Source organism: Paenibacillus sp. J22P169, from assembly GCF_059691995.1.
On record NZ_JCAUAO010000004.1, the window covers coordinates 477,314 to 496,931 of the forward strand.

Sequence of the window (19,618 nt, forward strand, 5' to 3'; positions counted from 1 at the left end):
TCTAAAGTTGTGTTTATTCCTTCCAAGATACTTAAGCAGCCTGCGAAAGTGATGCAAATAAGTGAGCAAAGTCAATTATTTGGAGCGGAAAGCGCAAAATGAAACGATTACAATTGGGTTAAGAGATAGCGAAATGGCCAATCTCAAATTTGCTAGATAAGCGGGGGCGATGAAAATGACCTTTTGGAAAAGTCTCTTTTTGTCATCAAACAAGTTGGATAGAACATTTTGTCGGCCAGCGGAACGACGAACTTTTATCAAAACTTTATGGAGTGAGCTGTAAGTTTTGCCATACAATTCTATTGAAGACGGCAGAATGTTCTGATACAATTTGTATCGGACAGTATGGTCAATACTACAATCTTAAATTTTCACGGTATCTGGTGTTATCCAAGTATGGATTACATAATAATTATTTGGTGAGGAGAATCGTTGAATGCGCAAAAAGGTATTGGCTTTATTGCTATCTTCTGCTTTAATGCTCACTTCGTTCGGAACGGCTTTTGCGGCGGATAGTGCCGCTCCACAATCGTGGAACGTTTCCGTAGGAAAGGAGCAGGATCAGACATCTTTGGATTCGATGTTTCCGAAAGTCATTTACATTCATGAAGGAGATACGGTTAAATTTACGGATGGTGCGAAGTTCACACCGCACACAGTAACTTTTCTTGCAGGGACAGCACCGCTTAGTCCGGAAGATCCTAAGGCACTTGCGCCTTCCGTACCGAGCGGAAGCAAATGGGATGGGAAAAGCTTAATCAACTCAGGCTTGATGACACCGGGTCAAGATTATTCGATTACATTTACGAAAGCTGGAGCATATGGTTATGCTTGTATTCTGCATCCGCTGATGACGGGGACGGTTGTTGTTCTCCCAGCAGGTGCTGCAATTCCAAATCTAATCGAACAGATGGCTGGTGTTAAGTCCGATGTTGATGATTTATTGGCACAGGTGGAGGCACTAAAACATACCAATATGGATGCAAATTATATGAAGCACGCTGATGGCAGCACCATGTACATGGTGGATGCAGGGATGGGGCATCGCGGTTTTTCTTTGAATACCATGATGCCGGAAACACTGTACATCAATGAAGGCGACTCCGTGGAATGGATGAACGACAATTTGTATGAACCCCATTTCATCACCTTTAATAAACCGGATGATCTCAGCTTTTTCGGACCGATGGGAGATATGAATCCCGCATTCATGGCTCCTGTTGGAGGAGATAAATTCGATGGAACCGGGTTTACCAATTCTGGCATGCTCATGGCGCAAAAGTCATACACACTGACATTTACCAAAGCGGGCAGTTATGTCTATGAATGTTACCTGCACTCTGGCAGCAAAATGACAGGTACAATTGTTGTAGCGCCAAAAGGTGCAGTTAAGCTTATGGTGAACGGCAAGCCATTCACTACGGCTTCGGCGCAGCTGTATCATAATCATGCCTATGCAGCGATTGTTCCAGTGATCGAAGCTTTAGGCGGGACTACGGTGTGGAACGATAATCTGCATGCCGTGGTTGTTAACATCGGAGGCACACATGACCTGCCTGCACAGCTAGTACCTACATCAGGCGTTAAGCTTATCGTCAACGGTAAACAGTTCTTCTCCGATCTTGCCCCACAAGTAATTGACGGTCGTAGTTATGCTGCGATTCAAGACATGGTCAGCCTGCTTGGTGGCAGCTATAGCTGGAACGAAGCATTGAAATTAGCCACAGTTACAATTAAATAATTGATTATCCATGAAGGGCATGAGAGAAGCGTTGCTGCTTCTCTCATGCTTTTTGCCAGGAGGACTGCAAGCGATGAATACGATAGGTTCGAATAGGTGGCTGCACCGAGCATGTCTTCCCTTACTTTTCGCAGCGATTATTATGTTAACTGGCCTTCTATATGTCCAATCCCAGTTCGCTAAGGCTGAGGGTGCTGTGACAGTCAAGAAGTTCCATTTGTATGCGACAGACGGTTATTTAACGTTACCCGACCAAACGCAGGTGTATGTCTGGGGATACAGTCTAAAGAACGAACAAGGTACTGCCGTATATCCTGCACCAACTTTAGTTGTGAATGAAGGGGATCAGGTAGAAGTTACGTTAACCAACATCGGGCCGAAAAAGACGGGCATAAAGCGGTTAGCACATACGATCCATTTTCATGGACTCGACACAGATCAAGCCAATGACGGGGTACCGCATACCTCCACAGATATTTTGGTGGGCGATAGCTTTACTTATCATTTTATGGCAGATCATGCCGGCACTTATTTTTATCACTGTCATGTGGATACCGTGGAACATTTGCAGATGGGCATGCACGGTGCATTTATTGTGAAGGCAAAAGACGGAGCAAATCAAGCATGGACTGGCGGACCAGCCTATGACAAAGAATATACGTTTGTTATGAATGAAATTGACCCTGTTTGGCACAAAGCCGTGGAAACGGGCACGACCTATGATCGTACTGATTTCCATCCCCGTTACTGGACAATCAACGGAAAGGCTTTTCCAGATACAGAGGCGGATCCTACAACCTTAATTGAGGGCAAAGTTGGAGAAACGATCCTAGTTCGTGTAATTAACTCGGGCTATCAGGCGCATGCTTTGCATTTGCATGGTCATCATTTTCAAGTCATTGCTTCTGATGGGAGACCGTTACCAGCTTATTTGGATAAGGATACGATTAATATCGGCCCAGCGGAAAGGTATGACTTGCTAGTTACCTTCACACAGGACGGCGATTTCCCCTTCCACAGTCATAACATCGTAGATAATACGAATAATGGCGTGTATCCTGGCGGGTTGCATACAATGGTCAGCATCGCTTCTGCTGCGAGTAAATCGATCGTTTTGCATGCCGGAGATACGAATGTTCAGGTGAACGGACAACTGACGCCATTGGATGTTCCGCCACAGTTGATCGACAACACGACATATGTTCCGCTTAGGTTTATTGGGAATCAGCTAGGAGCCGAGATTCGCTGGATCGATGAGGAGAAATCAGTTGTATATACGACCAAAGCTACCCGAATTCAACTGTGGATTGAGCGCACCAAAGTCGTCATAAATGGGAAAGAACTTACCTTGGATCAGCCGCCAATTAACCAAAACGGATTCAGTATGGTTCCGCTCAGATTTGTCTCTGAGAACCTTGGGGCAAAAGTTAGATACGATCCAACAACGGGAAATGTCACTCTCTTGTATGATCCGGATAAACATGAAATGGATATGCATGCGGGTATGAACATGGATATGGGAGCACACGTACCAACGTCTGAGGATTTATCCTCTACAACACAAGCAGGAGAGCAGCTCGTGACGATCACGCAAGCGGCCTTTTCGATCAAGGAGCTTAAGGTGAAAGCAGGTACTAGAGTGACCTGGATCAACAAGGATACGCAAATTCATACGGTTACAGATCTTGATGTTCAATTTGATAGCCGAAATATTGTTCCTGGTGATAAGTGGAGTTATACCTTTACTCGGGCTGGTACCTATATCTATTACTGTTCCACCCATCCAAGCATGCAAGCAACAGTGGTTGTCGAATAACACTTTCTAACGTAATGGAGGCTTTACTACGCATGCGCATGAAAAAAATAGCAGTCATCGCGCTCACTACAGCGCTCACCTTCAGTTTGACCTCACATGTGTTTGCCCATGATGGTTGGTCTCAAACTAATGCTCCAATTGTGGCTCAGGGCGAAGTATCCTATGTGGAACTGTTGCTTGGCAATCACTCGAATGAGCATAAGAGCTATCGGATCGCTGGTCAGTGGAGCCCAGATACCTCGAAGGTCTATGTAACGACGCCTGCAGGTAAAAAGGTAGATATTACAGCCACGCGCTACTACACAGGCGAAGCAGCTACGGACAAAGAGCCAGCAGTTAATAACGGCTTTATCGCCAGCTTCACATCTTCTGCACCCGGAGCTTATATTATTACGGCGGAAGCAGACAGTGTGAACACGACAGCGGCTAGCCGATCCCTCCGAAGTGCCAAGTCATTTGTGGCCATAAGCGACCTTCCGACGCTCGACCGCGTGGAAGCATTGCACGGATTCGCTAAGCCTATCAATCTGGACCGTGCTGAATTTGTACCCCAGTTTAACCCGGCCGCTGTTACACCAAATGAAAGGGTTGCTGTCCAGCTTCTTATGAAGGGGAAACCCGTAGAGAATACGGAAGTATCTCTCATTCGTCGAAGCAATTCGGAGGCTCAGATCTTTCAAACTGATGCGAATGGCTTGGTTACTTTTCAGACAGGGCCAGCAGATGACTATTTACTGAGAGCCTCTATTACCACAGACGAGAGCAAGGTGGGCGAGTACGCTAAAGTAAGTTATTCGCTAACGATGACATATCGGGTGCAGAATGGTTCTGTTCATTTACCTTTGGGTCAGGTAAATCCGATTCCTCATGTTTATGTAAATGGGAAATTAGTTGGAGGGGACGATATTTTCGCCCAAGAGGGTGTGACTTATGCTAATGCTTCGTTTCTGCAAAAACATGTGGATACAGCCTTTAACCAAGAGGGGGTAGTCGGACTTCGAGCCGCAGCGGAGAGCTTGGGAGCAATCGTCGAATATTTGCCAGCAGTAGGGGAATCTCGAGCAGCGGTATTGATTTACACCAAACTGTAGAACCATACAGACAGAGCCCATCATTTCAAATCATGCGGCTCTGTTTGTTTTAGAAGGAAGTGACTTTATTGAGGTTCCCATGGATGAGACTTGCTGTATGTCTGCTCGTTGTATTAATTGGCCTGCCCTCTCAAGTAAGTGCTCATGCCAGTATGGAGCGATCTACTCCGTTGCAAGATGCAGTTCTGAAGGAGTCACCTCCTGAAATCCGTATTCAGTTTACGGAAGAGGTTAATGTGAAGCTGAGTCAAATTACAATCGAGGATCGGAATGGGAAAATAATTGGCGGCAAGTTAAGTGCTGCAGACAATAGATGGTTAATCTATACAATCCCGAAGCTGGATGATGGGATCTATAAGGTGAAGTGGCAAGTCCTGTCTGCCGATACGCATGTGACTGAAGGCTCTTTTCGCTTCTCCATTTCGGTTCCGATAAACAAAGAGAAGCCGAGTGAAACCATTTCACTCGAGATGGCCGTGCCCTCATCAGAGCCAAGTACAGCGCCTATTAAAGCGGAGTCAACGCCGGAGATAAAGCTCGAAGAAAAGCCTGTAGTAAAGTCAGAAGTAAAGCCCGAAGTAAAGCCAGAAACAAAGCCGGAAATTGAGAAGCCAGCTCTTTCATCGCCTCAACCACAATCGACTCCCAGTCAACCGCCAACGCCTCTGCCAAATGATGCCCAGGCAAAGAACGAAATAATAAATATCGGGATTACTGCTTCTAGCACAGAAAATCCTATTCATTTGGAAAGTGTTCAGGATTCACCACCAGTTCTTGAGATATCACCGGAATCCGAAGATGGGAAGATGAAGGAGACTGCAGAGCGTGAAATAGAGATGGAGTCAGTTGTACAGCAGCCCGAAACTTGGCAAACTAACATCTATCATTTACTGCGGATTTTAGAGGTGCTGGCAACGATTGTCCTAGCAGGTGCACTGTTCTTTAAATTTATTAGTTGGGAATTTCCTCAGAAGGAAACAAGGGACATACGTTCACAAAGTAATGAGCGTCGGATCTATGTCATCGCCCTGGTTCTTTTGTTATTGTCGGGGGCTTCGCATGTTTGGATACTGGCGGATCAATTGAGCGGGGGTGGAATGAAAAGTGTATGGAACAACTTGCGAACCATCATTCCCTCAACGATGATCGGTATGACTTCGTGGATCAGACCTGCTTTAGTAGGTTGGATGCTTGTTTTAACCTTCATCCCGACAAGGGATGAACGCAGGATCTTCTTTTTGAAAGCAACATTAGCCATTCTACTCATTGTCACGTTTCCGTTGACCGGACATGCTTATGCTTCTGTATCTGGTGTTGGGTACGGCATTTTGACACATGGACTGCATATGATTGCCGCTGCAATTTGGTTCGGAGGATTAACCGGAATATGGGCCGCAACAAATAAACGAGATCATACACTCGACAATTTTATCGCATTGAATAGACTGATTTGGCGATTCTCCTCATTTGCACTCCCGGCGATGGGTGTCGTATCTATTAGTGGAATTATACTTTCTTTGTTTCGGCTAAAAAGTTGGGAAGCACTATTTCAGAGTGACTATGGCCAACTCGTGCTGGCTAAATCATCGGCATTTGTCGTCATTATGATGATTGCAGGATTTCACCGATTGATACTGATGCCTCAATTGAACGCTATGTTACTGGGGAACACGGTTGCTTACACGATTGTATTCAAAAGATTTATCTGGGGAGTTCGTCTGGAAATTGTGCTAGCTATATTAATTTTTGTGCTTGCTGGCATGCTTTCAACAACAGCTCCGCCTGAAATGTGAAAAACGAGGATAGGAACGAGGAAGATTGAAGGAGAGGGGCGCAAGTCGCCCCTTCATCATTTTATTGGTAGGGAAAATAAGGGATTTGAACGTGTTCAATTTTCACGCCTACAGGTTTAATAACGATATCATTGGAATTTGGCGCTTTCTGAGTAAATTGAATCGTACCACTTCCATCATAATACATAGGCTTTTCTTGTTCATTTTTCATCCTTACGACCTCCTTGTAAAGTATATCATACAGAAATAGCGTATCATTTTTTTGGGGATTAAACAATAAATAAATGGGCGTTGATGTGGTGTATCCGGATCATGAATAGGTTGGATGGAGAACCCCTTGTGAGAGGGGTTTATCGTGTTCTATTAGATATTCCAACGATACGAAATATCCCAAAAGGCTACCTTCTTTTTAGCTCACATAAATAGTTTTCGAAATAGTTCAAAAGAAGCAGGAATTTAGCAGGGAGTGTCGAAAATCTAGTTGTTTTCACAATTGAATCACATTTTAATCACACTTTTTTTACAATTCGTTCACAATTATAATTACAGATATGGAGTTGTTAGCGGAGTGTATCAGATCTATCACAAATACAAGAATTGCAACTGGATATACCTCCTCCCCCTTGTCGTGCTTTCCCTAAAGCATGTCTTGCAGTACTACTTTTATATCTTGCATTCAGATCAGGGACTTCCGAAAGCGGAAGACTCACAGTGGTATCTGAACTACGCCCACTCCTTGTTAGCAGATTTCAAAATTGGCTTACATATGAATGATCTTCTCTATATGGGCTATAACCTCATCCTCACGGTGCTGATCGGTGTGTTTAAGGATGAGCAAACGGTTATTTTTATACAGGCCGTAACGACTGCGTTGTGTGTGGTCCTCGTGTATTTCATCACACTTCGATTATTTAACCGCATAACCGCGATTATAGCCTCGTACTTCTACGCCACTTCATGGCACATGATGATTTGGTCGATGTACATTCTTTCAGATAGTCTTTTCATGAATTTAGTGCTGCTCAATGTCTTACTTCTTCTTAAAATGCTGGAGAGCAAAAAGAAATTCGTTACTTCGCTGTTCGTCATTTCCTCGATCGTGATGCTTGTATTCAGGCCAACAGGTGTCCTGACACTTGCTTTTATTTTGCTGTATATCGTAATAAACCTGAACAGACATTCAACTATTCATTATCTTAAACGGTACAGATATATATTTGTATGCGCTTTACTTTTTATCCTCGCAACGGTTTGCTATCTTGCTTTGGGTCACAAATTCGATCCATTTATAGCCTCACTACAATACAATGCGAAGTTAGTTTTATATAACATTTACGCCAAAGGTTGGATCTATGATAACCCTTCAGGTCATGACTATGCCTATCGTCCTGATTATCGAATTGATATATTTGGCAGCTTGATCCTCAGCTTTCTGATTCATAATTGGGATCATGTGCTGCTGTTATATGGCAGAAGGGCTATAGCTTTTATCGGCTGGTGGGTATGGAAGACGGATATTCGGAGTGTGGCGGGGTTGATTAAGTTTGGCAAGGATATCATCCCATTACTTCTATTTCTATACGGAACCTATGCTGCAATAACGACCCGCATATTCAGAAAAGCATCGATTGTTTGGTTAGTTATCTTGTCTATATTTATTTTTTGTATGGTGCTGTTCTTGGATAGTATGTATCGCTATAAGCTTCCTGCGTTGCCCTTTATATGTATCGTCTGTGGGTATGGGGCCGAAAGATTGATCAGCTTAATCCTAATCATAACCAACAAACTTTGGGGGAGGCTGTGTCAATGGAACAACAACAAGCACTCATTGTAATCCCGGCCTATAATGAGCAAAACAATATCTTAAAAGTCATCCGGGATGTGCGAGAGAATCTTCCGCACTGCGATATTCTTGTCATTAATGATTGTTCCAAGGACAATACATCGGCCATAGCCAAACAAGCTGGCGGAGGCGTCAAAGTCGTGGATCTCCCTTTTAATTTAGGGATTGGCGGCGCGGTGCAAACGGGCTTCAAATATGCCCACGCTAATGGTTATTCGTATATGGTTCAAATCGACGGCGATGGCCAGCACCTTCCCAGCGAGGTAAGCAAGCTATTTGCGTTTATGATGCAAACAGGGTGCGATATGGTTATCGGCTCTAGGTTTCTAGATATCAAATCGTTTCAAACGACATGGTCAAGACGACTGGGGATTAAAGTGTTCTATTATTTATTTCGACTATTAATCCAGACGAAGATAACAGACGGGACCTCAGGCTTTCGTATGTATAATCGCAAGAGCATAGAGCTGTTAAGCCAATTCTATCCAGACGATTATCCGGAGCCAGATGCCATTATTCTGCTTAGCAAACATGGGCTTCGAATCGGTGAAATTGGAGTTGAAATGAGAGAGCGTGAGCACGGTGTCTCATCGATTACCCCGATCAAAAGTCCCTACTATATGACGAAGGTAATTATGTCTATCTTATTCTCCTATACAAGGACAAGGACGAGGTGGTAGGTATGTTAACGAGTGAGCATCATCTATATAGTGTGCAATTAATGGGCGTGGTCTTCAGTTTTATTCTAATTAGCACCGTATTTATGATGGTTAGAGCTAGAAGACTTAGAGAGAAGTATGCACTTGTATGGTTTCTGATTGGCATATTTACGTTGATTATGTCTATGTTTACGGATTTAATGGAGTGGTTTTCTAGACTACTAGGTATCGACTATGCGCCGTCTGCTTTTTTCGCCATTTTGATTGCCTCTGCCTATCTGCTCCTGCTGAATACGAGTATTAGCATTTCGGGCTTAAAGCTACACAATAAAGCACTTACGCAGGAACTGGGATTGACGAAACTGAGGTTAGAAGAGCTTGAGAAGAAAAGCAACGAGGAGGAAAAATCATCAAATACATCATGCTAGTTGCCAGTGTACTCATGACGGTTGTGGCCAGTACCTTGCTTAAATTAGGTGGTCGAGCTGTCAATTTTGAAGGCGGAATTATGGCTATTGCCCTAGGTTACATGACGACACCGTTAATTGTGACGGGCTTTGCCTTTTATGCGCTGGCTGCATTCATCTGGATCTATTGCTTGTCCCAATTTGATCTTAGCTATGTGACTTTCGTGTCGAGCATTCAATATATATTTATGATTCTAGTTTCGATCATGATTTTCCATGAACAAATTAGCGCCATGAAGTGGGCTGGATGTGTGTTTATTATGATTGGTGTCATTTTATGGTTGAAAGGATAGTCCGCATGTACCGTTGTGTGCCATATACCGAAGACATGAAGGAAGACTGGGACAGGCTTGCAGGTTCTCAGGGGACGGTTTACCATACGATAGCATTTAGACAAATTCTACTTGATACGTTTGGTTATCAATGCTTATATCATGCGGTTGTTGATCGCAATGACCATATATGCGCCTTAATTCCATTGATTCGTGGTCGCAACTTAGGACTCCAAAAGGTAGGCGTTGCACTTCCTTTCGTCAATTATACGGACGTTTGTGCCTGCAATGAGGAGGCAACTCACTTTGCGCTAGGTGCGGTAGCGGAACTTAAGGCGAAATACCGTCTGAGCTACATCGAGTTAAGATTTAAGAACGGGACACACGTTAGCCATGAAAAGCAGGTACCACACTTGCTTGGTCAATTGGATGTAACTTCGGGTCAAATAAACCTCACCAATCACACGTTTGTGTTGCCACTAACGAATGAAGATGAGGTGCTATCCCTCTCCACTCGCAATAATAGAAACCATATCCGGAAGGTCTACAAGAACAACTGGTTCACGGCTTCTTATGATAAGGGGAATTTGGAAGGATTTCATCAGGTGTATGTTCGGCGTATGAAGCAGTTGGGTTCACCCGCGCAGGATATTCGCTTTTTCCAAAGATTCTTCGACTATTTACCTGATCACGCGGAGCTGCTTACTGTTATTGACGTAGATAGCGGTGAGATAGCGGGCGGCATGCTGCTCCTCATAAGTCCAGGGAATTCGACGCTGTATTATCCGTATGGTGCGAATCTGACGACGTATAATCATAAATATTTGAATAACTTTATGTACTGGGAAGCCGTGAAATTTGGAATAAGAAGTGGGTTAAAACAGCTGGATCTTGGTCGTTCACAGACAGGTTCTGGAACGTATAAGTACAAAGAACAGTGGGGGGCCAAGGCCGAGCAGCTCACGTATTTCGTCATGGGCAGCGCAAATAAGGCGGAGGGGCCTCCGGATAAAGAGAAGCTTCGGTTCTTCATAGAGCTCTGGAAGGTCATGCCTAACTTTGTGACAGAGCCGATTGGTAAGCAGCTCATTAAGTATCTTTTGCCGTAACGTATACACTATATTTGTCAACTAAATCGGGGGAAATAGATCATGGCTAATCTTAGCTGGAAGCAATATTTTGACAAGAGGGCAGAAGTTCATGGCGCGTCCGTGCAATCCTCCGACTATTATAACGAGGAAAGCTTCTTTATGCAGCGAAATCAAACGCTAAAATGGCTCGGAGAGCTGCAGGGGAAAGACATTCTGGATGCTGGCTGTGGCGTAGGTGCATTTAGTGAGCCGCTCGTTGGGTCAAATGCCGTGTATGGGGTGGATTTTTCAGAGAAAAGCCTCGCCTTTGCCGCTGAGAGAGGTCTTCGTACGTCGTCGGACGATCTAACGGCTCTTCACTTCGAAGATGGGAAATTTGATCTTGTATTATGTATTGGCGTTATTCAGCTCATCGATTCCTATCGAGCCGTTATTGCGGAGCTGGCTAGGGTGACGAAGCCTGGGGGGACACTTCTCATTGAAACCTTGCACCACAGGTCATGGCAGAGGAAAGTGTTGCAATTGTTCGAGAAAACGAAGAAATTCGATCGCATGTACGCGATGGATGAACTGAAGAAAGTGTTCGTGGAGCACGGATTTGAGCATATAGAGTTCTTAAAGATCTATCATCCGTTCTCATTCGTTACCAAAGGAAACGCTGAATGGAAGGTGTACGACCGTTTATGCACATCATTCGCTATTAAGGGGAGTAAGAAGCATGTCTAATTCCTCAAATGGCCTCACCAACATCCTAACCTTTGACATTGAGGAATGGTTTCATGCGAACTATGACCACGTACAGCCTGACCGCAGCAAGGGCACTAATTTCCGAGCACATATGGATACATTGCTTCAGATGTGCAGCGATGCGGGATGTAAAGCGACCTTTTTTACACTTGGCTGTATTGGCGAGGATTATCCAGATATCGTGAAGGCCATCGCGCGTGAGGGTCATGATGTCGCCTCTCATGGGTATGCCCATGAATTAGCGTATAAACAAACGAGAGAAGAGTTTCGTGCGGATGTCCAAAAATCAATTCATATTCTCGAAAATTTAACCGGAACGAAGGTACTCGGATATCGGGCGCCGTCATGGTCAATCATTGAAAGCAACCTCCACTACCTCGAAGTACTGGAAGAGTTGGGCTTAGCTTATGACGCTAGCATCTTCCCTGTTAAAACCTTTTTGTATGGGATTCCAACAGCTCCGACGGAAATTCATAGACCTACGGTTAACGGTAGAGAGCTTAACCTATATGAAATTCCCATGTCAGTGATGAGAGCTGGTGGGAGAAATATCGGCTATTCCGGTGGATTTTATTTTAGATTCTTTCCCGAATTTATCATAAGAAAAGCGATTCAATCGGCTAATCGCCAAGGGAAGAGCTCCATTGTCTATTTGCATCCTCGTGAAATCGATCCGAGGGAGCACAAACTGGAGCTTCCCTTCAAGGAGCGTTTCATCCATTACTACAATGTGAAAGGTACGAAAACCAAGCTAGAACACATGTTGAAGGAATTCTCCTTTACGTCTATTTCGGAGCATTTGAAAAAAGAATTTGCATGATGCTTTTCCACATTAGAAAGAATAAGCTTTCGGCTCCCGAAAGCATCTTTCTAATTGGCGATAAAACCTACCTCTAAACGCGGTCGCTCATCTTTGAATTACCTCGATAGAGGTTTTCTCACCAGTTGCTCTCATATACATTAAAGTGTACATTTATTAATCATCACGTATTTTAATGTAGAAGAAGTAAAGGAGCACGAAAACTATGACATATACCCCAAATCGAAATAAACTTACCGACGTGAGCCGCACTTTGGCTAAGGTTGCAATGGGAGAAACAGCAGCGGATCTTGTTATTCAAAATGGTACCTTAGTGAATGTTTATTCCGGTGAACTCATTGCACATATGGATGTCGCGATTGCAGCTGGACGCATTGCTTACATAGGAAAGGCGGACCATACCATCGGGGCTCAGACCACTGTGATCGATGCGACTGGAAAATTTATGGTGCCAGGCTTGCTGGATGGCCATATGCACGTAGAGAGTACGATGCTTTCCGTGACGGAATTTGCGAAGGCCGCGATCGTGAAAGGGACGACGGGGATTTTCATGGACCCGCATGAGATTGCAAATGTGTTTGGCTCAGAGGGTGTCAGACTCATGCATGAAGAGGGGCAGCAGCTGCCGCTCAAAGTGTTTACGACATTCCCATCGTGCGTGCCTGCGACGAATGATCTGGAAGATGCCGGCGCTACACTGGAAGTAGCCGATATTCAAGCGGGGCTGCAGTGGGACAACGTGGTGGGACTTGGTGAAGTAATGAATTTCCCAGGTGTCGTGTACGGAGATCCCAAAATGTGCGGAGAAATCGAAGCGACGCTGCAAAGCGGCAAGACGGTTACAGGTCATTTTCCAAGTGACGATGATCGAATGCTGCAAGCCTACTTGGCATCTGGCGTTACGTCAGACCATGAGACGGTAACCCGAGAGCAAGGTCTGCACAAGGTTCGAATGGGGATGCATCTTATGATTCGCGAAGGTTCTGCGTGGCATGATGTCAAAGAGGTCATCAAGATTGTCACCGAGGATGGTGTCAATACGTCCAATATTTCGCTCGTTACGGATGACGTGAATCCCCAAACGTTAGTGGAGAAAGGACACCTTAATCATGTGGCGCGACGCGCGATAGAAGAAGGTGTTCATCCAGTTACCGCGATTCAAATGGTAACGATCAATGTGGCGCGTTATTTCAAGCTGGAGCATGATTTGGGATCCATCACACCTGGAAAGTGCGCCGACATCTTGCTGATCGATGATCTGCAGAAGATGGAGCCATCTACCGTTATCACGGATGGTCAAGTCATTGCCGAGCAAGGAAAGCTGGCGGTGGAATTCCCCATGTTCACGTACCCGGCGCATATTCGCAACTCGATGAACGTGAAGCGGGAGCTAACCGTGGAAGACTTCAGGCTTGCAACGGCTACCCAACAGCCTCAAACGAAGGTCAATGTGATCAACGTCATCGAGAATAGTGCCAGAACAGAGAAGATGACGGCGGAGCTCCGTGTGGAAGCAGGCATTATTCAACCTGACTCTGAGCTGGATGTGGTTCGCCTAGCCTGTATCGAGCGGCACCGAGGTACGGGGCAGATATCGCTTGCTTTTGCACATGGATTTGGCGTGAAATCTGGTGCGGTTGCCTCAACAGTGGCCCACGACAGTCATAATCTCCTTGTGATGGGGATTGATGAAGCGGATATGGCCTTCGCGGCGAATGAGCTTGTGAAGATGGGCGGCGGCATGATCGTGGTTGAAAATGGTAAAGTACTGGCCCAAGTTCCGATGACGATCGCTGGGCTCATGTCGGAGAAGTCTTTGCCTGAAGTGGTGACTGAAGTCGCTCAGATGGATCAAGCTTGGAAACAAATCGGCTGCTCGATGAATGCTCCGTATATGACGTTCTCCCTTATCGCCCTACCCGTGATTCCAGAAATTCGCATTTCCAACCGCGGGCTTGTGGATGTGACTCAGTTTAAGCTGATTGATGTGGAGATCGTCTAGCCCATTTAACTCATTTTTATTGAAGCCACTATGAAGTGCTTACTAAGCGACCGAGCGATTGGTCGCTTTTTTGTGTTAATCTACAGTGCATTTCCACTATTTATAATTGATTTGGAGAAATAGGGCAAACTGAGACGAACATATCACATCTAGGTGGTGTACATATTGTTGTCTGATCTGAAACGTTTGTTAATTGGCCAACCATTGAAGTCCCACGAATTGGGCGAGCAGAAGCTTAATAAAAAGAAAGCCTTGGCCATTCTGTCATCGGATGCGCTTTCCTCGGTTGCTTATGGTCCAGAGCAGATTCTAATTGTCTTAATTACGATTAGCGCAGCAGCTTTCTGGTATACAATCCCTATCGCTTGCGGTGTTCTGTTTCTGTTAGTAGCCCTTATATTGTCATATAGACAAATCATCTTTGCTTATCCGCATGGGGGAGGTGCCTATGTCGTTTCGAAAGAGAACCTAGGTATGAACGCTGGGTTGTTCGCAGGCGGGTCCTTATTGGTCGATTACATTTTGACTGTAGCGGTAAGTATTTCTGCAGGTACCGACGCGATAACATCAGCTTTCCCAAGCTTACATGCCTACACGGTCCCTATTGCATTAGCGCTGGTGTTCTTTATTACGATCCTCAATCTCCGCGGTATAACAGAGTCGGCGTCTATTCTAGCGTATCCCGTTTATTTGTTTGTGGTGGCATTGCTTATCCTCATTGGTGTTGGTTTGTACAAAATTGTTACTGGCCAAATCTCAGCCGATTTACATGCGCCATTGGGGACACCCGTAGCGGGAATATCACTATTCATATTGCTAAGAGCCTTCTCCTCAGGCAGCTCGGCTTTAACTGGGGTTGAGGCGATTTCCAATGCGATTCCTAACTTTAAGACTCCTGCCCCGAACAATGCTTCGAAAACTTTGATGGCTATGGGCCTTTTATTAGCCATTCTGTTCGCGGGCATTATCTACCTAGCGTACTACTACGGCATTGCGCCGCGCGAGAAGGAAACCGTCGTTTCCCAGATAGCGACTGTTACATTCGGTAAGAATCTGATGTATTATATCGTCCAAGGCACAACCGCGATGATCCTTGTTCTTGCAGCGAATACGGGGTATTCTGCGTTTCCCTTGTTGGCGGTTAATCTGGCCAAAGATAAATTTATTGCCAAAATGTTTACCATGCGCGGAGACAGATTGGGCTATTCGAACGGGATTATCTTCCTAGCCGTTACCTCCATGCTGTTAATTATTGTGTTCAAAGGGCAAACGGAGCAGCTCATCCCACTCTATGCCGTGGGGGTGTTTATCCCCTTTACACTGGCTCAGACAGGAATGTTGGTGAAGTGGATTCGGGAAAAGCCGAGAGGCTGGTTGCTCAAATTATCAGTAAATTTGGTTGGCGCATTCATGAGCTTTATCGTCATGATGATCTTCTTTATCACCAAATTTGGACAAGTGTGGAGTGTCCTCATTTTCCTCCCGCTCATTGTTTTTATTTTTCATCAAATTAAAAAACACTACGATGCGATCGCTGAACAATTGCGCCTCACTTCTTGTGAACCCGTCATCCCGATTGAAGGGAATGTCATGATCGTACCAGTTGCAGGCTTCACCAATGTGGTGGAGAATTCGTTGAACTATGCCAAATCACTTTCACCCGATCAAATTATTGCGGTGTATGTGGCTTTTGAACGAGACGATGAGAAAAAGTTTGAGGAGAAATGGCAGAAGTGGCAGCCCGATGTGCGTTTAGTCACGCTGCATTCCCATTATCGAAGTATTGTTCATCCGCTGACCAAATTCATTGATACGGTGGAACACAAGGCTTCGGAGTCTAAATTCCGGGTAACCGTGATCATCCCACAGTTTATACCCAAGAAAAATTGGCATAACATCCTGCACAATCAATCCAGCTTGCTGATAAGGGCCTTCCTGCTGTATAAGCGGAACTTGATTGTGACGACTGTGCCGTATCATTTGAAAAAGTAGGATGGGGTGGCTGCGGCTTGACGGGATAGTGAGTTTCAAAAGGGGAAACTCCTCCGGCATGTGAGTAAGTCGATTTTTTCGACTAACTGGGCACGGAATGCTCCTCCGGCACGTGAGTAAGTCGATTTTTTCGACTAAGTGGGTACGGAAAGCTGCTCCTCCGACCCGCGAGTTAGTCGATTTAGTCGACTAACTGGGCACGGAAAGCTCCTCCGGCACGTGAATTAGTCGATTTACTCGACTAACTCGGTACGGAAAGCTCTTCCGGCACGTGAGTTAGTCGATTTTATCGACTAATAGGGTACGGAAAGCTCCTCCGGCACGTGAGTTAGTCGATTTTATCGACTAATAGGGTACGGAAAGCTCCTCCGGCACGTGAGTTAGTCGATTTTTTCGACTAACTGGGCAGGGAATGCTCCTGCGGCACGGGAACCCAATGCTCAATAATTAATTATTTACGATTACTTTACCTCATGTGATATTAAGCGTATAATATTTTTACGAACTAATGTTCTTATGAGGGTGTGAGGGAATGAAATTTAACGTAAATCGACAGAATGAAAAATTAGCGAATGTAATTAGTGAAGCTCTTCAAGATCAGAAATTTATCATCTTGAGCATATATGATGACAAGGGTGACCGTCAGATTACCGGTTTAATAACTAAGCTTGATCAGGAATCTAGAAGAATAAAGGTATCTCATGAAGAGGGTATCGACTGGATTCCACTTGATGATCTACTTAGTGCAGAAATTGCTACATACAGGGAAAGCTTCATCTAACATTCTTTGTTATCTGAAGCTTTTTGTTATTTTAACGGCTTTTTTTCATTAAGATTTCCATCTGATGCTCTTCACTTACCCGTTTCATAAACCCACGAAGCTCTTCCTCTGTTTCACAGACGGCGGCATGTTCCAACCAAACAAAGAATTTCTTCTTCAGAACGGCAGAAACATGAAGGGGGTATGTCTCCCGCGATTTGATGATATACAATCCTGAGGCAACTTCATTCCAAGGTGATTTGAAAATCGTACGGATAGACAAGCGAGTCCGCTTCTCCCAATCCTGTTTCTTTTGCTTGTTTCTTATAGACTGATACATTCTCTTAATGATTTGATGATCAGATATTTCGGTCCATGTTGAAAATCCGGACAGGATAGCATCTTGTGTAATCTCGGACTTTTCTTTAGAAAACCAGTAACCAACAATGATAGGGAAATGATTTTCCTCTTCTAGCCATAAGACACCAAACCACTCGTAATGTAAATCAACCGGATTTAACAAATGAGGTGCTATCCCTAAATAATAACGGGGGGAGGAAGTCATGACAGTTCTCCTTTTTGACTTAGTCTCAGAGTCGGTAGTGAATGAATATATGTCATAATTGTATGTTTGAACCGTATAAAAAGGGGGTAAAGAATGAATAGCAAACGTATAAAAATAGAATAAAAATGTAAATCCGTTGGTTTTCTAAACGTCGTTGGAGCATAGGCCGGATTACAGCAAAATGGCAAAAACGGAAGTAAGTCGAAGCATTTCTATCGAAAATGCATGTGTTTTATAATTGGTCGCGCTTTCATAAACATCACCTACCACAGATTGCGAAATAAGTGCTTCCAGCGCATTTTACATCCATGAGCAAACGGCGTAACATTCGGTTCAGCAACAACACATAGATGCACAACGCTGAGTTCCCGCAAGGGAAACGGGGGAACCAACCGGAGCCGATCGTCATGTAGAATCGGTTCCTCGGGGTGAATCTAAAGCAAGCGCAGCTTGCCAAAGTAGGGCACTTCCAAGCCCGAATCCGACAGCTAACCTCGTAAGCGTATTGGGAGAGAACCACCTTCTTTGCGTGCCTTCCGCAGCGCGATTATTCTCGCTGCTCCGAAGCCCGTGAGTAGAGATTCTCTGCTCTTTGGCTTCTTTTTGTTGTTCACAATTGAGGAGAGTGAATCTATTATGTACCCCGAACCCCTGACGCTAGTAAGAGAATCAGATGCATGTACGAAGGAATGTCAAATTACCCGCATTGAATGTTTTCGATTTGATTGTGAATTATCCGATAAATTGCAGCCTGGGCATGGCACGAACTGTCATTGCGGTTTACTGACGATTTCAACGAATCTCGGAACATGTGGTTTAGGGCAATTCGTGATTCCATGCGGCAACCTTAAAGGGGATTTCGTTCAATGGGCGGCTGTTTTCCAGAAGCTCAAAGGTTTAACCCTTAAGGACGGTTTGCAGTACGTTCATCAGAAACAAGAGGCATGGGGAGAAGTAAGATCTCATTTAATGGCATCTGCACTAACGAATTTATCTGAAAAGCTAGAGAACTTATCAACTGCAAGTGAACAAGAACTACCATGCCTAACTGATCGCACTTATTTATTTGAGCATTCTGGCGCGTATATCTCTTTCTAAGAGAGAGCTTGATTCCAATTCAAAGAGCACCTTCAACCACTTGTAATTGCGTGGGGAGGTGCTCTTTTAATTTAACTAGGTTGGGCGACACGAGAATCCATATTTTTATACTTTTTTTATACGGATGCCATAGTTTCTTTACCCCCTTTTTATACAGATCGGCGTTACAATGATTCAGGCAAGGAGGACGGTGTGCATGCAAAGTGATTTTTTGCTGATAGCTGCGCCAACCAAAGCAGGCGTGGAGTTTATGAAACATACGAAATTGGTTGGTCTTCCTTTTGTTGCATTAACTAACAACAAGATGGAGACAATCAAGTTAGAAGGTCAAGGAGTGAAGAAAATTATCCAAGTGGATACGACGGATCGAGGGGCGTCTATCATTCCCGACTATCCGATTGGGAATGTCGTTTTGTTCGAGGAAAGCTTACCTTTATGCTGCAGGTATATCCAGATATGCCGTAGTTGGACCTCCAGGTCCATTTATATCATCACGCAAAGCGTGAATCCCCGGTTGATTTATAAAGGACTGGGTGCTGATCATGTCATTTATTCTAAAAATGGTGACGTCAAATTTCTACTATCAGCTCTAAAAACAAATAAAAACATAGGTTCTGTCTGATTTAAAGGAGGTGTGTCCGTGTACAACGATGTAACGATGATTTTATTATTTGCCGTAACATTTCTAGGGTTTTGGGGATTTGCGAAATATTGTGAAAAGGCGTAAAGGAGGCAATCAAATGATTGTTATTGGATTAATTGCATGTGCCATCATTGTATATCTCGGTTTTGTTTTAGTGAAGCCGGAGAAATTTTAATTCTAGAATATGAGATTATGTAAGCAAGGGGAGAACCTACTAT

19 protein-coding genes and 1 riboswitch are annotated in these 19,618 nt (G+C 44.4%); of the genes, 17 read left to right on the forward strand and 2 right to left on the reverse strand.

The features are described 5' to 3' along the window. The first annotated feature begins 436 nt into the window (after positions 1 to 436). The 4 genes from AC58QG_RS22355 to AC58QG_RS22370 all read left to right on the forward strand — a co-directional run bounded on the left by AC58QG_RS22355 (position 437) and on the right by AC58QG_RS22370 (position 6,441). The gene (locus tag AC58QG_RS22355) at positions 437 to 1,741 is read left to right on the forward strand and encodes a plastocyanin/azurin family copper-binding protein (RefSeq protein ID WP_497364317.1); all 1,305 of its coding nucleotides are present in this window, start codon (positions 437 to 439) and stop codon (positions 1,739 to 1,741) included. A 73-nt stretch (positions 1,742 to 1,814) separates the two neighbouring features. Then, positions 1,815 to 3,557: a stalk domain-containing protein gene (locus tag AC58QG_RS22360; RefSeq protein ID WP_497364318.1), complete on the forward strand. Its 1,743-nt coding sequence runs from the start codon at positions 1,815 to 1,817 to the stop codon at positions 3,555 to 3,557. 32 nt (positions 3,558 to 3,589) lie between these two features. Beyond that, positions 3,590 to 4,648, forward strand: coding sequence for a DUF4198 domain-containing protein (locus AC58QG_RS22365; RefSeq protein ID WP_497364319.1), 1,059 nt, complete (start codon positions 3,590 to 3,592; stop codon positions 4,646 to 4,648). 83 nt (positions 4,649 to 4,731) lie between these two features. After that, positions 4,732 to 6,441 (forward strand): copper resistance CopC/CopD family protein, encoded by a 1,710-nt coding sequence (locus AC58QG_RS22370; protein WP_497364320.1) that lies wholly within the window; start codon positions 4,732 to 4,734, stop codon positions 6,439 to 6,441. A gap of 61 nt (positions 6,442 to 6,502) precedes the next feature. Here AC58QG_RS22370 and AC58QG_RS22375 read toward each other — a convergent pair whose 3' ends face one another. Next, positions 6,503 to 6,652, reverse strand: coding sequence for a hypothetical protein (locus AC58QG_RS22375; protein ID WP_497364321.1), 150 nt, complete (start codon positions 6,650 to 6,652; stop codon positions 6,503 to 6,505). A gap of 417 nt (positions 6,653 to 7,069) precedes the next feature. On the opposite strand from AC58QG_RS22375, the gene AC58QG_RS22380 reads away from it, so the two are divergent. From AC58QG_RS22380 to AC58QG_RS22425, 10 genes are all read left to right on the forward strand, one after another. Next, the gene (locus tag AC58QG_RS22380; RefSeq protein WP_497364322.1) at positions 7,070 to 8,275 is read left to right on the forward strand and encodes a glycosyltransferase family 39 protein; all 1,206 of its coding nucleotides are present in this window, start codon (positions 7,070 to 7,072) and stop codon (positions 8,273 to 8,275) included. Further along, positions 8,248 to 8,964: a glycosyltransferase family 2 protein gene (locus tag AC58QG_RS22385; RefSeq protein WP_497364323.1), complete on the forward strand. Its 717-nt coding sequence runs from the start codon at positions 8,248 to 8,250 to the stop codon at positions 8,962 to 8,964. Before AC58QG_RS22380 ends, AC58QG_RS22385 begins: the two co-directional genes overlap by 28 nt. Before the next feature lie 2 nt (positions 8,965 to 8,966). Next, entirely contained in the window at positions 8,967 to 9,371 is a 405-nt protein-coding gene (locus tag AC58QG_RS22390) for a DUF2304 domain-containing protein (RefSeq protein ID WP_497364324.1), read from the forward strand. Continuing rightward, the gene (locus AC58QG_RS22395) at positions 9,365 to 9,703 is read left to right on the forward strand and encodes a DMT family transporter (protein WP_497364325.1); all 339 of its coding nucleotides are present in this window, start codon (positions 9,365 to 9,367) and stop codon (positions 9,701 to 9,703) included. Before AC58QG_RS22390 ends, AC58QG_RS22395 begins: the two co-directional genes overlap by 7 nt. Beyond that, positions 9,688 to 10,791, forward strand: coding sequence for a GNAT family N-acetyltransferase (locus AC58QG_RS22400; RefSeq protein ID WP_497364326.1), 1,104 nt, complete (start codon positions 9,688 to 9,690; stop codon positions 10,789 to 10,791). The genes AC58QG_RS22395 and AC58QG_RS22400 overlap by 16 nt, the downstream gene beginning before the upstream one ends. Positions 10,792 to 10,833: 42 nt before the next feature. Further along, positions 10,834 to 11,499: a class I SAM-dependent methyltransferase gene (locus tag AC58QG_RS22405; protein ID WP_497364327.1), complete on the forward strand. Its 666-nt coding sequence runs from the start codon at positions 10,834 to 10,836 to the stop codon at positions 11,497 to 11,499. Next, on the forward strand, positions 11,492 to 12,340 hold the full coding sequence (locus tag AC58QG_RS22410; protein ID WP_497364328.1) for a DUF3473 domain-containing protein: 849 nt from the start codon (positions 11,492 to 11,494) through the stop codon (positions 12,338 to 12,340). The genes AC58QG_RS22405 and AC58QG_RS22410 overlap by 8 nt, the downstream gene beginning before the upstream one ends. A 205-nt stretch (positions 12,341 to 12,545) precedes the next feature. After that, complete coding sequence (ade, locus tag AC58QG_RS22415; RefSeq protein WP_497364329.1) at positions 12,546 to 14,342, forward strand: adenine deaminase; 1,797 nt, start codon at positions 12,546 to 12,548, stop codon at positions 14,340 to 14,342. A gap of 165 nt (positions 14,343 to 14,507) precedes the next feature. Next, the gene (locus AC58QG_RS22420; RefSeq protein WP_497364330.1) at positions 14,508 to 16,334 is read left to right on the forward strand and encodes an APC family permease; all 1,827 of its coding nucleotides are present in this window, start codon (positions 14,508 to 14,510) and stop codon (positions 16,332 to 16,334) included. Between the two features lie 532 nt (positions 16,335 to 16,866). Then, positions 16,867 to 17,115 (forward strand): YolD-like family protein, encoded by a 249-nt coding sequence (locus AC58QG_RS22425; RefSeq protein WP_497364331.1) that lies wholly within the window; start codon positions 16,867 to 16,869, stop codon positions 17,113 to 17,115. 31 nt (positions 17,116 to 17,146) lie between these two features. Here the strand turns inward: AC58QG_RS22425 and AC58QG_RS22430 are convergent, their stop codons facing one another. After that, positions 17,147 to 17,659, reverse strand: coding sequence for a hypothetical protein (locus tag AC58QG_RS22430; protein WP_497364332.1), 513 nt, complete (start codon positions 17,657 to 17,659; stop codon positions 17,147 to 17,149). 348 nt (positions 17,660 to 18,007) lie between these two features. After that, positions 18,008 to 18,178, forward strand: a riboswitch (cyclic di-AMP (ydaO/yuaA leader). A gap of 6 nt (positions 18,179 to 18,184) precedes the next feature. On the opposite strand from AC58QG_RS22430, the gene AC58QG_RS22435 reads away from it, so the two are divergent. The 3 genes from AC58QG_RS22435 to AC58QG_RS22445 all read left to right on the forward strand — a co-directional run bounded on the left by AC58QG_RS22435 (position 18,185) and on the right by AC58QG_RS22445 (position 19,575). Next, the gene (locus AC58QG_RS22435; RefSeq protein ID WP_497364333.1) at positions 18,185 to 18,757 is read left to right on the forward strand and encodes a hypothetical protein; all 573 of its coding nucleotides are present in this window, start codon (positions 18,185 to 18,187) and stop codon (positions 18,755 to 18,757) included. A gap of 196 nt (positions 18,758 to 18,953) precedes the next feature. Further along, positions 18,954 to 19,379 (forward strand): hypothetical protein, encoded by a 426-nt coding sequence (locus AC58QG_RS22440; protein ID WP_497364334.1) that lies wholly within the window; start codon positions 18,954 to 18,956, stop codon positions 19,377 to 19,379. A gap of 118 nt (positions 19,380 to 19,497) precedes the next feature. Beyond that, complete coding sequence (locus AC58QG_RS22445; RefSeq protein ID WP_420851896.1) at positions 19,498 to 19,575, forward strand: potassium-transporting ATPase subunit F; 78 nt, start codon at positions 19,498 to 19,500, stop codon at positions 19,573 to 19,575. Positions 19,576 to 19,618: the final 43 nt, after the last annotated feature.